Genomic DNA, 12230 nt, shown 5'->3' with positions numbered 1-12230 from the left:
CGGGGTTAGCTTCGCGCAGGAGGTGGGCGGCTACCTCGCCGAGGAGTGGTGTGCCAACGTGCGCGAGCTCGAGGGCGCGCTCACTCGCGTCGAGGCGTACGCCTCGCTCTCGGGCCGCGCGATCGACCTGGCGCTGGTGCGCGAGGCCCTCGGCCCCTCACCCGTCGCGCGCCGCGGGCCGAGCCTCCAACGCATCATCGCCGAGGTGTGCCAGCACTACCGCCTGAGCCGCGACGACCTCTCGGGCCCGCGGCGCACGGCCCGGCTCGCCGTCCCGCGCCAGCTCGCCATGTACCTCTGCCGCCAGCACACCGACGTGCCGCTCGGCAAGATCGGCGCCGAGCTCGGCGGCCGCGACCACTCGACCGTCGTGCACGCGCTCGGCGCGATCGAGCGCCGGCTGGAGAGGGACGCGACGCTGCGCGAGGCCGCATCGGTGCTGCGCGCCCGCCTGCGCGCCTGACCTGCGGGCGGGCGCCGAGACACGCAGAGCGTCGCGCGGGCGTCTCTCCCGGGGGGCACGCGGCTCCGCCGCGCGCCCCCGGGTGTGTCAGCTCGCTTCGACCGGCACGCCGGCGGCGGCGAGCGCGCGTGCGACCCCGTCGCGCCAGCGCGCGTAGTCGGTCGGCGCGAGCGCGACGCGGAGGTCCTCGTCGGTCGCGAGCCGCGCGGCGAGGCGGAGCGTGAAGGGCGCCGGCAGGCGGGCGGCGTGGACGAGGTACTCGCCGCTCTCGACCAGGCGGAGAAGCGGGGAGGGAAGGGCGGCCGCGGGCAGGCGGAGCACGAGCGGCTCGTCGGGCGGCGCGTCGCTCCGGAGCGTCACGGCGGGCAGCTCGGCGTCGGCGCCCGGCGAGAGGTCGTCGCCCTCCCCCGCGAGTCCCTCCGTGCGGGCGGCGAGCACCTCGGCGGCCAAGTCCTCGGCCGGGCGGAGCCGACCGCGCCGGAGCCAGGCGAGCGCCGTGAAGAGATCGCCGGGCGCCGGCGCGGGCTCGAGCCCGGCGAAGATGGCCGGCAACAGCCGAACGAGCACCGTCCCCTCGCCCGCGCGGTGCGCCCCCACCGCGGCGCGGTAGTCTCGACCGGCGCGCACCTCGGCGAGGAGCGCTCGGAGCCGCGCCCCGAGCGCGCGCGCCTCGGCCAGGAGGTGCGCGGCGGCCCTCGCGTCGAGCGCGTCGCGGCGATGGAGGCGGCGCGCCTCGTCCCCGAGCGCGAGCGCCGCGGCGAGGAGCGCCGCGCCCTCCGGTCCAGCGCCGCGGCGGTACTTCTGGGCGCGCACGACCAGCGCCCCGGCGTCGGCGACGGCGCTCTCCAGCTCGGTCACGAGGCCCTCGTGCACGGCTCTTTTTACAATCGGGCGAGCCCTTTGCTAAGGGAAGCGGCGATGCCCGCCGTCCGGCCCCGCGCCCGGCGCACGACCATCCGCGAGGTCCTCGAGACCGCCATCGAGCTCGAGAAGAAGACGATGGCGCTCTACGTCGGGTTCGTGAAGGCCTTCCCGCGCCCGGCCGAGGTGCGGAACTTCTGGTTCGGCATGGCGCGGCACGAGGCCGGGCACTGCGGCGCGCTCGCGCTCGTCGAGGGCATACTCGAGGCCGATCCCCGCCGTGCCGCGAAGGCACGCGTCTGGTTCGATCCCACCACCGCGACCCGATTGCGCTCGCTCCTCGTCGCTTACCTGCGCGAGGCGCGCGGCGGCGTGAGCCTCGAGCGCGCCTTCGAGATGGCGATAGACATCGAGGCCTCCGAGCTGGAGGACGTGGTGGTCGACATGATGAAGGTGGTGAAGAGTCCCGAGTGGCGCGAGCGGGCGATCCAGCTCCTCATTCACGACCTCGGCGACCTCTCCTACATGATCGAGCGCTACACGCCGAACGACGCGCTGCTCGCGCGTGCGGACGCGCTGGTCGAGCGGCGGGTCGGCGGCCTCGGGCGCCGGCGCGCCGCCCGCCGGGTGGAGGGCGCGTGACGGGTGCGTCGATCGTCACCGTGCCCCAGTACCTGAGCGCGGTGCGCACCGTGCACGCCCTCGGGGTGACGGAGATGGCGCGCGCGCTGCACGTCACGCCCTCGGTCGTGCGCCGCTGGCTGCGCGGCACGCTCGTGCCGAGCTGGCGGCGTGTGAAGGGCATGACCGTGCTCTGGGGCGGCGATGCGGAGCTGCTCGCGCTGGGCGCCGCGCTCCAGCGCTTTTGCCGCGCGACCGGCGTCGGTCTGGAGGACGCCGTCCGCATGGTGCGCACGGGGCGGCGCACGGGGCCGGAGCGGAAGCCCGGGGCCCGCCCGCGCGACCGCCGCCAGCTCACGCTGCCCATGCAGCGCTGACGCCGACGCTTGCGCGGCTGGCGGACCCGGGTCTATTTCCGGTCCGTGTCCGAGACGAGCTCGGCCCCGCGCGGCCTCGCGGGCGACTGCATGGTCGAGAGCGCCGAGGGCCCGGTCGCCATGCGCGAGACGCCGAACAAGGGCTTCGCCGTGCTGACGCGGCTCCCCTCCGGCCAGCTCGGCTTCCGCCAGCTCATCAAGGTCGTGCAGGCGGGCCCGGTTCCGCTCGTCCGCGTGGTGCTCGACTCGGGGCACGCTGCGGTGGTGGCGCGCGGGCACGTCTTCTACCGCCTCGGCATGGATCCGGTGCCCGCGGAGCGGCTGCGCGCGGGCGATCGGCTCGAGACCGCCTTCCGCTATCCCGGCGACTACGCACCACCCGACGCCAGCACGCCCGTGCGCCCGGCGATCACGGTGCGTGCGGTCGAGCCTGCGGGCGACGGGCCGGTCTGGGCCGGCACGGTCCGTGAGACGCACACGCTCTTCCTCACCGCCGGCGTCCTCTGCGCGGAGTGAGAGTCTCTCAGGCGCTGCTTCGGCTCGAGCGGCGCCTGACGCGCTGCCGGCTCTGCCCGCGTCTCGTGGAGCATCGCGAGCGGGTGGGCCGCGAGAGGGTGGCGCGCTTCCGCGCCTGGACGTACTGGGCGCGTCCCGTGCCCGGGTTCGGCGATCCGGCGGCGCGGCTCCTGCTCGTCGGGCTCGCCCCGGCCGCGCACGGGGCCAACCGCACCGGGCGTATGTTCACCGGCGACGAGAGCGGCAACTGGCTCTACGCCGCGCTCCATCGCGCCGGCTTCGCCAGCCAGCCCCTGGCGCGCGATCGTGACGACGGGCTCACGCTGACCGACGCGTTCGTCACCGCGGTGGTGCGCTGCGCGCCGCCCGCGAACCGTCCCTCGCCGCGTGAGATCGCGACCTGCCGTCGCTACCTGCTGGAGGAGCTCGCGCGCCTCTCCCGGCTCCGGGTCGTCGTCGCGCTCGGCAAGGTGGCGCACGACGGCTTCCTCGCCGCCGAGCGCGCGCGCGGCACGGCGCTGCCCTGTCCGCTGCCGCGCTTCGCGCACGGCGCGGAGCATCGCCTGGCGTCGGGGCTCGTGCTCGTCTCCTCGTACCACCCGAGCCAGCAGAACACGTTCACGGGGAAGCTCACGCGGCCGATGCTCGACGCGGTGCTCGCCCGCGCGCGGGCGCTGGTCACGGCGTGAGGCTCACGTACACCTCGCACGCGACGCGCTCGCCGTCCGCGAGAACCTCGGCCGGTCGGCGGGCGTAGAGGCGCCCCTCGTCCTCGTAGGCGTCGAGCGCCGCCAGGGAAGCCGCGTCCACGTACTCGACCAGGACGCCCTCGACCCGGCCGTCCGCCTGCGGCACGATCGTCGGGTAGCCGTGCGCGCCGAGGACGCGCGCGAAGCCCTCGAGCGTGGCGCGCCGGCGGCGAAAGCGCCGGCCCGTCAGATCCTCGAGGCGCCCGTCGTCCTTCAGCGTGCCGTAGACGAAGAGAGCCACGCCGCCCATGGCGGGCATGATAGAGGTGGACGGTCGGCTGCCTCAAGCGCTCGGCGCGCGCACGCTCAGGCGGCGTGCGGCCGGCCGACGCGCTGCCCGATGGGACCGAGGTGCTGATCGCGCCGGACGCTCACCTGCACGCCACGCTCACCGAGCCAGGCGAATGTGTCCTGCAGCTCGGCGAGACTCGCGTCGCCCAGGTCCGACGGAACCGCCACCTCGAGGCGCGCGCCGCGCCCGGCACGCACCGCGTCCTCGGCGATTGTCTGGGCGGTGTAGGGAGTGAGCCAGCCCGCGCGCTGGATCTCGCCGCCCGCCTCGCCGCGCGGCGAGACCACGCGCGCCCAGGCGCGGAACGGCGCCTCGCTGGCCCGGATCTCCGTCTCGTGGCGCTGGCGCAGGAGCGCGAGCACCGTGCCCTTGAGATCGTCGTACGTACGCACCCGCTCGAGAGCGGACTCCGAGACGACAATGCCGAATTCCGTCTCGAGCGCGAGCGTCAGCTCGAGCAGATCGAGCGAGTCGGCCGCGAGATCGTCGGTGAGCGAAACGTCGGGGGTGAGTTCCTCGATGTTCACGCCGAGCTGTTCGGCGACGACGCGTCGAACGCGCGGCTCCACGAAATCGAACATGCCCAACCTCCCACTGCGCGCGGACGGTGGCTGCGCCTGGCCCGAACGAGATCCGGAGCGAACCGGGTCAGCAGTGTCGGGACGCGACCGTCTGTTGAAGTGTGAGAATTGCGCGAAGCCATAGCACGAAACCATGCGATGGGTATCCCCTGAAAGGGGGGCGAGGGAAAAAAAGTCTCGGTCGATCGCTCGTTTAACGACGCACCGCGGCAGTCGAAGTGTCACGCCGGCGCGGCACGTCTGCAACCCTTGGCGCGATAAAGCTTTCCACGTACGACACACTGCAGCAAGAAGGCCCGGGAAGGCCACCACCCCACGGGCGGCGAAGCGTGGGTGGCGAGCCGGGCGCATGGTATAGGGGGGGGACCGGCCCCCGTAGCTCAGTGGATAGAGCGGTCGCCTCCTAAGCGACAGGCCGCGCGTTCGATTCGCGCCGGGGGCACTTCACGCCCGCCCGGGTGAGGCCGTCGGCCCCCGGCTCGTCCCGCGCTACGGGTGCTGGCTCAAATCTCGTCCATCCCGTTGCGGCTCAGGTCCCGAAGAGCGGCGACGAGATCAGGTAGTCCGCCGTGGCGCGATTGCAGGCGGTCGGCACGTTGTGCAGGACAGCGAGACGCAGCAGCGCCTTCACATCGACGTCGTGCGGCTGGACCTCGAGGGGCTCCCAGAAGAAGACGAGAACGTCGGCTTCGCCGGTGGCGATCAGGGCGCCCGCCTGGGCGTCGCCGCCGGCCGGGCCGTGCAGCAGCGTACGCACCGTGAAGCCGGGAATCTCCCGGATCGCCTCCCCCGTTGCCGCCGTCACGATGAGCTCGTGGCGGGAGAGCGTGCCGGCATTGAACCGCGCCCACTCCAGGAGGTCGGCCTTCTTGCCGTCGTGGGCGATCAGGATGATGCGGAGACGTCGCATGTTTCGGGCAAGGCGTGAAGAGCTCTATGCTTCACCCGGCGCTGAGGCAAGTCACTCGATTCCCGTCGGCGCCTCCCCGCGCCCCGCAGGCCCGAGGCGCCGCTTGCAGCTGGCGCGCGACATGCGCCTTGCGCGGCGTGACTGATGGAATGCCGCCGCCCGTCAGTTTCGTGCCGATCGCGGGACGCGCGTGTACGCGGGATGGCTTCTCGGCCCCGCCCGTTCTTGCCGTGAATCGGTGTCCTTTTCCCCTCTCCGCCCCCGGCGCGTCGCGATCGCCCGCGTGGCACCTCGCTTGCTTCAGCGCACCGGAGAACGGGCGTCTCGACGCGTCGAGACAGAACAGCCCATCCAGCCAAAAGGGGGAGAGAATGAGCAAGGTTTCGAGGATCAAGAGGAGGAAGTCCAAGGGCTTCACGCTGATCGAGCTGCTCGTCGTGGTGGCTATCATCGGCATCCTGGCCGCCATCGCGATCCCGCAGTTCGCCGCGTATCGCTCGCGCGGCTTCAACGCCCGCGTGGCGGCCGATGCCCGCAACGCGGCCACCGCCCAGGAGGCGTACTTCGTGGACAACAACACGTACGCCTCGGGCGCGTGCAGCACGCTGCCGGGCTTCAACCAATCGGGCGGCGTGGTCTGCAACTCGACGGGCACGGCGACCAACTTCACGGTCACCACGACCCACCCGAGCATGAGCTACACGACCGGCTGCACCTGGACGAGCAACCCGGCCGCCGGGACCCCGAACCTGGTCTGCTCGTAAGTCTCGTCTGAGTCGCTTGCATTCGACGGGGGACGGATCTCGGTCCGTCCCCCGTCGCGTTTCTTTGCACGCGTTTGACGGTGGCGGGCAGCCTGGATAGGGGAGACTCGATGCGTGGGACTCGGCTTCAGGTCGCGAGGGTCGGCACGACGCTCCTGGTGGCAGGCCTTCTCGTGGCCGCGGGGCCGCCCGCCGCAGAGCCTCCCGCCGCAGAGCCGCCCGTCGCGGAGCTCCGGGTGGAGGTGCCGCCCGGCCTCGACGACGGGGCGCGGAGTCTCAACCTTCGCCCCGAAGACGCGCCGCCTCCCGGGTCCTGTCGCCTCTGGTACCCGCACCGCAAGCGCGCCGACCAGCCGCCACCCGGCCCGTGTGCGCGGCTCACGCGGGACATCCCCGCGGGAGCGTGGATACTGCACCGGGCCCTCGACGGGAAGCGGCTGCTGCGCATCCATTGAGCGCGGGGCGGGACGCCGACACGCGTCTCGCAAGCGGCGATCTGAACCATGGAGCGTTTGGAACGCTCCTTGTGCGCCGGCCGCGGAATGGCGTACGGTCCGTCGATGAGCGACGACCTGGCCTGGCTGGACGCGACCGCGCAAGCCGACCTGGTGCGGCGGCGCCAGGCGAGTCCCGTCGAGGTGGTCGAGGCGGCGATCGCGCGCATCGAGCAGACCAACCCCGAGCTGAACGCGGTCATCATCCCGCGCTTCGAGAAGGCGCGCGCCGAGGCCGCCTCGCCTGCGCTGCCGGAGGGCCCTTTCCGCGGCGTGCCGTTCCTGCTGAAGGATCTCATCTGCTGCTCCGCGGGCGATCCCCATCACATGGGAACCCGCTTCCTGCGCGACCTGGGATTCATCGCGCCCCTCGACACGTATCTCGCGGAGAAGTTCCGCGCCGCCGGCTTCGTCTTCCTCGGCAAGACGAACACGCCCGAGCTGGGCACGCTCCCCACCACCGAGCCCGAGGCCTACGGCCCCTCGCGCAATCCCTGGGACACGAGCCGCTCGACGGGAGGCTCGAGCGGCGGCTCGGCGGCCGCGGTCGCCGCGGGCATGGTCGCCGCCGCGCACGCCAACGACGGCGGCGGGTCGATCCGTATCCCGGCGAGCGCGTGCGCGCTGGTCGGACTCAAGCCGTCACGCGGGCGCATCTCGTGCGGGCCCGGGCTCGGCGAGATGCTGGGCGGGCTCGCCACCGAAGGCGTGCTGACGCGCTCGGTGCGCGACACCGCGGCCATCCTCGACGCGGTCGCGGGACCGATGCCCGGCGACCCGTACGTCGCGCCGCCGCCGGCCCGCCCGTTCGCGGCCGAGGTGGGCGCGTCGGTGGGGAGGCTGCGCACCGGCCTCCTCACCCGGCCGCCGGGCGGGCAGTTCGCGGCCCACCCGGACACCGTGGCCGCCGCCGAGGGCGCCGCGCGCCTCCTCGCCTCGCTCGGCCACTCGGTCGAGGTCTCGCATCCCGAGACGCTCGACGACCCGGAGTCGGCACCCCACTTCACCACCATGTACGCCACCGGCATGGCACACCTGCTCGACGTGCTCGGCCACGTCGTGGGCCGCGCGCTCGGTCCCACCGACGTCGACGCGCTCAACTGGGGGCTCGCCGAGATGGGGCGCGGCTGCTCGGCGGCGCAGTACCTCGCCACGCGCGAGTGGATCGCCCGTTACACCCGCCGGGTGGCGAGCTGGTGGGCGGGCGGCTTCGACCTCCTGCTGACGCCGACGCTCACCGCGCCGCCGCTGCCGCTCGGCCACTTCGTGCCCGACCCGGGCGACCCGATCACGGTCGGCATTCGCGCCGCGCAACTCGCCGCCTTCACCTCGCCGTTCAACCTGACCGGGCAGCCGGCGATCTCGTTGCCGCTCCACTGGGGGACGGGCGAGCTGCCGAGCGGGGTGCAGCTGGTCGCGGCTTACGGGCGGGAGGACCTCCTGATCCGCGTCGCGGCGCAGCTCGAAGCGGCGCGGCCGTGGGCGGGACGCCGCCCGCCGGTCCACGCCTGAGAGTCCGTGCGCGGGCGCGTCAGCTCGGCCGGGTGCCCTCGTAGCTGATCCGGCTCCCGGGCGGGACCGACGCGACCAGCCACGCGTTGCCGCCGATCACCGAACCCTTGCCGATCACCGTCTCGCCGCCGAGGATCGTGGCCCCGGCGTAGATGGTGACGTCGTCCTCGAGCGCCGGATGGCGCCTGGCGCCCGGCTTGCCGGGCACGCCGCGCGCCAGGCTGAGCGCGCCCAGGGTGACGCCCTGGTAGAGCTTGACGTTGTTCCCGATCACGCACGTCTCGCCGATCACGACGCCCGTGCCGTGGTCGATGAAGAACGACTCGCCGATCTGGGCGCCGGGGTGTATGTCGATGCCGGTGTTCGTGTGCGCGTGCTCCGCCATGATGCGCGGCAGCATGGGCACGCGCTCGCGGTAGAGCTCGTGCGCGATGCGGTGGGTGGTGATGGCCTCGATCGACGGGTAGCTGAAGATGACCTCTTCGACGCTGTTGGCGGCGGGATCGCCCTGGAAGGCGGCGATTACGTCCTTGGAGAGGAGCGCGCGGATTGCGGGCACCTTGCGCAGGAGCGCGAGCGTCACGGTCTCGGGCCAGTCGGGGTCGCGCGGCACGCCCGCGCTGCGGAAGCCTTCGTAGCTCGCGGCGCGCGCGGTCTGCTCGACCAGGATCTCGTAGGCCGGATAGAGGTGCGAGGCGAGGGCGAAGCGGAGCTTCGAGTCGTCGAGCGAGCCGGTCGCGTAGTAGCCCAGGTACATGACCGCCTTCAGATGATGGAGCGCCTCGATCACCTGCCGTTTGTTGGGCAGATGGGCGCTGCTGAGGCTGTCGATGAGGCGCCCGGCCCCGTAACTGGCCGCCACCTCGCCGATCATCTGCTCGAGCTCGCCTCGGCGCTCGCCTGTCATGCCCGGCCCTAGTACCCCGCGCCTCGGCCGCGGGCAAACCCGGCGCTCGCGCATGGGAGGCGCGCCACGCGGGGCTGCTCGTGGCGCCGCTCGACGCCCAGGGCGAGCAGCAGGTGGCGGGTCGGGCTGACCACGGCAGACTCCTGCCAGCGGCTCAGCGCGCGCCGGACGGATGCCTTTGAATCCACGCGACCTCGCCGTCGAGCGCGAGCGCGGCCGCGGCGGCGAGGGCGTCGCCGACGGCGCCGGGCAGGACGCCGTCATAGACGGGCCCCGCGGGCGGCTCCACGCGCACGCGCAGCCACCCGAGCGGCGCGCCGCGCACGTCGCGGGCGGCGGCGCGATAGGTGCCGCGGAGCGGCGCGCCACGCATGACGAGCGCGGCTTCCGCTCCCTCCGCGCGCGCGAGGTGGTCCACGCCGAGGGTCGGACCACCGTCCTGGAAGAGCGTCAGGCGCAGCGCGCCGTCGTCCCAGGCGGAGAGCACCTCGGCAATACGCGGCGAGGTGGTCACGACCTCGCGCCGGACGAGCACGCGCGAGCGGCCGACCACCCAGAGCGCGGCACACACCTCGCCTCCGGCGCGCAGCACGAAGGTCGGCTCGTCCGGCGTGTGGGGCCAGCCGGGCGGTTCGAGCGCTCCGCGCGCGCCGCTCGGCAGGCGATCGAGAACCAGCCGGTCGCCGGCTCGATGGGCGGCGAACGTAACCGCCGGGTCGGGCGCGACCCATGCCTCCTGCCGCGCGCAGCCCAGCGCAGCCGCGATCGCGATCTGTATGACGAGCCCGTGGTGGGGGCGCGGTCTTCGCACGGACGTCGGTCGGCCGCCGGCTTCGGTGGCGCGACGGGCGCGGGTTCTTCTCTCAGGGAACGCCGGCCACCGCAAACCCCCGGAGGACCGCGTCCACCGCCGCCACCCGGTGAATCCGGTGACGCTCCGCCGGCCCGGGTGGATTTCCGTCGCCAAATAGGCTAGCTGTCGCGATGAAGGGGGTGGTCCACCAGTCGTCGGTCGGGCCACGGTCCCCGCCCCGGGCGGCTGGCGCTCGAGCTGCCCGGGAACGAGGCTCGTTGGCGGCTGCGGAGAAAAGCCCGCCGCGGTCGCCCGCGAGAAGCGGAAGGTGGCAACACTCGAACCCGGATACGAGGAGGCGCCGCAGCGCCCCGGGCCGGATGTGGTCCGGCAGCTCGCGCGCCAGCGCTTCGGCATCGGACGGCTCCACCGCGAGCAGGAGCGCGCCATCGCCGCGGTGCTCGCGGGCAAGGACGTCCTGCTGGTCCTGCCCACGGGTGGCGGCAAGTCCCTCTGCTATCAGCTCCCCTCGCTCCTGCTGCCGCGGCCGACGGTGGTGGTTTCGCCCCTGCTCGCCCTCCTCGAGGACCAGTCCCTCAAGATGCAGCAGTTTGGTGTGCCGGCGGTGCGTCTCGACAGCACGATCGGCGCGGCGGAGCGTCGCGCGGCGCTCGCGCGCATCGCCGAGGGCGGCTCGCTCCTGGTCCTCACCACGCCCGAGACGCTGGCGCGCGACGAGCTGGGCGCGCTCCTGGAGAAACAGCCGCCGGGGCTGGTCGCGGTCGACGAGGCGCACTGCGTGTCGGAGTGGGGACACGACTTCCGCCCCGCATACCTGGCGCTCGGGCAGCGCCTCGCAGGCTTGAAGGCCGGGCAGGTGCTCGCGCTCACGGCGACGGCGACGCCGCCCGTGCGCGACGACATCGTGCGCTATCTCGGGTTGCGCGACCCCCAGGTGATCGTCGCCTCACCGCACCGCCACAACCTGATGTTCTCGGTGCGGAGCGTCCGCGGCGACGAGAAGCTCCGCCAGCTCGCCAAGCTCGCGCGCCGCCTGCCGCGCCCCGGGATCATCTACTGCTCCACCACCAAGACGGTCGAGGACGTCTGGCTCGGACTCCGTCTGATCAAGGTGCCGTGCGCCCGCTACCACGGCAAGATGACCGACAAGGACCGCACCGAGCACCAGGCGCGCTTCATGCGCAAGGGCAAGCGGATCGTCATGGTGGCGACCAGCGCCTTCGGCCTCGGCATCGACAAGCCCGACATCCGCTACATCATCCACTATCAGGCGCCGGCCTCGCTCGAGCGCTACCTGCAGGAGGCCGGGCGCGCCGGGCGCGACGGCTATGGTGCGCGCTGCATTCTCCTCTTCGACGAGAGCGACCTCGAGATCCAAGAGCATCTCCTCGCGCTCTCGCGCCTTTCCCCGGCGCTCCTCGGGCGCTTCGGACGCGCGCTGGCGGCGTGGGCGGGCGAGGAACGCGACGCCAACATCGAGGAGCTGGCTCTCTCGGCGGGCGTCTCCCAGCGCGCCGCCACCTCGCTGGTGACGACGCTGGTCGAGGCCGGCGTGTGCGAGCGGGTGGGCGAGGGGCGCATCCATCCGACCGTGCCCCTCGATACGCTGGTCGAGCGGGTGGAGAGCCTGCGGAGCCGCTTTGAGATCCTGCGCCGCGAGGACGCGCGGCGCCTGCGCGCCGTGGTCGAGTACGCCAACGAGACCGGGTGCCGGAGCGTCGCGCTCCGGCGCTACTTCGGCGACGAGAGCACCACCCCGTGCGGGCGCTGCGACCTCTGCCGCGCAAGCGGCGCGGCCGCGCCCGAGCGGTTCTTCGGACGGCGCGGCGGTGACCGCCGCCGGCACGACGACCGGCGCGCGTGGCGGGGGCCGCGGCCCGCCGCCGTCGCAAGCCCCGAGGTTGGCGGTGCCGGCGCGCCGTCCGCGTTCGCTTCCGATGGTGCCGACCGGCGTCGACGCCGACGCCGACGCCGGGGACGCGGGCAGCGGGGCCACGGTGGCCCGCCCGACGAGATGATGCGGCCCGCGGCCGCGGCCGCGCCCGCGCCCGCTCCCGCGGCCGCGCCGGCGTCTCCGCTCCCGCCGCTCGACGCGGCGGCCGACGACCTGGCGGCGGAGTTGGGCGCACCGGGCCTGCCGCCGCCGCCCGGCGCCGCAGCCGCGTCGGCGGGCGATGCCGGACGGCCGCCCGGCGCGCGCCGCCGCCGGCGGCGGCGCCGGCGCGGTCGGGGCCCGCGCCCTGAGGCAGCCGCGCCGCCCCGGGGCCCGGCCGGCCCCGGTGAGCCGCCGTCTCAGAGTTCGTGAACGAATCCCCGGACCGAGCCGGGTGGCCGAGGCGCCCGCCCCGCAAGGCACGACGACGAGTCAT

Annotated in this window: 15 protein-coding genes and 1 tRNA gene; 10 read left to right on the top strand and 6 right to left on the bottom strand. The window is 73.8% G+C overall.

From position 1 onward, the window contains the following. Positions 1–463: chromosomal replication initiator protein DnaA (locus tag E6J59_17390; GenBank protein ID TMB17154.1), on the top strand; the 463-nt coding region annotated here is incomplete at its 5' end. Between the two features lie 87 nt (positions 464–550). Here E6J59_17390 and E6J59_17385 read toward each other — a convergent pair. After that, the gene (locus E6J59_17385) at positions 551–1336 is read right to left on the bottom strand and encodes a hypothetical protein (GenBank protein ID TMB17153.1); all 786 of its coding nucleotides are present in this window, start codon (positions 1334–1336) and stop codon (positions 551–553) included. Positions 1337–1381: 45 nt separating this feature from the next. On the opposite strand from E6J59_17385, the gene E6J59_17380 reads away from it, so the two are divergent. The 4 genes from E6J59_17380 to E6J59_17365 are packed head-to-tail and all read left to right on the top strand — an operon-like array spanning position 1382 to position 3527. After that, positions 1382–1966 carry a hypothetical protein gene (locus tag E6J59_17380; protein TMB17152.1) on the top strand — a complete coding sequence of 195 codons (585 nt, stop codon included), beginning with the start codon at positions 1382–1384 and terminating at the stop codon, positions 1964–1966. Next, positions 1963–2322 carry a hypothetical protein gene (locus E6J59_17375; GenBank protein ID TMB17151.1) on the top strand — a complete coding sequence of 120 codons (360 nt, stop codon included), beginning with the start codon at positions 1963–1965 and terminating at the stop codon, positions 2320–2322. The genes E6J59_17380 and E6J59_17375 overlap by 4 nt, the downstream gene beginning before the upstream one ends. Before the next feature lie 45 nt (positions 2323–2367). Beyond that, the gene (locus E6J59_17370) at positions 2368–2838 is read left to right on the top strand and encodes a hypothetical protein (protein ID TMB17150.1); all 471 of its coding nucleotides are present in this window, start codon (positions 2368–2370) and stop codon (positions 2836–2838) included. Positions 2839–2852: 14 nt separating this feature from the next. Further along, positions 2853–3527, top strand: coding sequence for a uracil-DNA glycosylase (locus E6J59_17365; protein ID TMB17156.1), 675 nt, complete (start codon positions 2853–2855; stop codon positions 3525–3527). Here the strand turns inward: E6J59_17365 and E6J59_17360 are convergent. Then, entirely contained in the window at positions 3517–3846 is a 330-nt protein-coding gene (locus E6J59_17360) for a gamma-glutamylcyclotransferase (GenBank protein TMB17149.1), read from the bottom strand. The genes E6J59_17365 and E6J59_17360 overlap by 11 nt on opposite strands. A 47-nt stretch (positions 3847–3893) precedes the next feature. After that, positions 3894–4460, bottom strand: coding sequence for a hypothetical protein (locus E6J59_17355; GenBank protein ID TMB17148.1), 567 nt, complete (start codon positions 4458–4460; stop codon positions 3894–3896). 369 nt (positions 4461–4829) lie between these two features. On the opposite strand from E6J59_17355, the gene E6J59_17350 reads away from it, so the two are divergent. Beyond that, positions 4830–4902: transfer RNA gene (locus tag E6J59_17350), tRNA-Arg, on the top strand. A gap of 87 nt (positions 4903–4989) precedes the next feature. Here the strand turns inward: E6J59_17350 and E6J59_17345 are convergent. Next, entirely contained in the window at positions 4990–5370 is a 381-nt protein-coding gene (locus E6J59_17345) for a methylglyoxal synthase (GenBank protein ID TMB17147.1), read from the bottom strand. A 389-nt stretch (positions 5371–5759) separates the two neighbouring features. Between E6J59_17345 and E6J59_17340 the strand changes: the two genes are divergently transcribed. The 3 genes from E6J59_17340 to E6J59_17330 all read left to right on the top strand — a co-directional run bounded on the left by E6J59_17340 (position 5760) and on the right by E6J59_17330 (position 8140). Further along, complete coding sequence (locus E6J59_17340; GenBank protein TMB17155.1) at positions 5760–6134, top strand: prepilin-type N-terminal cleavage/methylation domain-containing protein; 375 nt, start codon at positions 5760–5762, stop codon at positions 6132–6134. A 110-nt stretch (positions 6135–6244) separates the two neighbouring features. After that, entirely contained in the window at positions 6245–6589 is a 345-nt protein-coding gene (locus tag E6J59_17335) for a hypothetical protein (GenBank protein TMB17146.1), read from the top strand. Between the two features lie 87 nt (positions 6590–6676). Then, positions 6677–8140: an amidase gene (locus E6J59_17330; GenBank protein TMB17145.1), complete on the top strand. Its 1464-nt coding sequence runs from the start codon at positions 6677–6679 to the stop codon at positions 8138–8140. Between the two features lie 19 nt (positions 8141–8159). Here the strand turns inward: E6J59_17330 and E6J59_17325 are convergent, their stop codons facing one another. Both E6J59_17325 and E6J59_17320 read right to left on the bottom strand, forming a co-directional pair. Further along, positions 8160–9047: a serine acetyltransferase gene (locus E6J59_17325; GenBank protein TMB17144.1), complete on the bottom strand. Its 888-nt coding sequence runs from the start codon at positions 9045–9047 to the stop codon at positions 8160–8162. Positions 9048–9201: 154 nt separating this feature from the next. Then, positions 9202–9858, bottom strand: a complete 657-nt coding sequence (locus E6J59_17320) for a hypothetical protein (GenBank protein ID TMB17143.1) — start codon at positions 9856–9858, stop codon at positions 9202–9204. A gap of 310 nt (positions 9859–10168) precedes the next feature. On the opposite strand from E6J59_17320, the gene E6J59_17315 reads away from it, so the two are divergent. Further along, positions 10169–12166: an ATP-dependent DNA helicase RecQ gene (locus tag E6J59_17315; protein TMB17142.1), complete on the top strand. Its 1998-nt coding sequence runs from the start codon at positions 10169–10171 to the stop codon at positions 12164–12166. The last annotated feature ends 64 nt before the right edge of the window (positions 12167–12230 follow it).

The organism is Deltaproteobacteria bacterium, assembly GCA_005879795.1.
Classification (GTDB): Bacteria; Desulfobacterota; Binatia; order DP-6; family DP-6; genus DP-6.
Note: the sequence above shows the minus strand (reverse complement) of the source record. Positions and strands in the feature narration are given on the sequence as shown.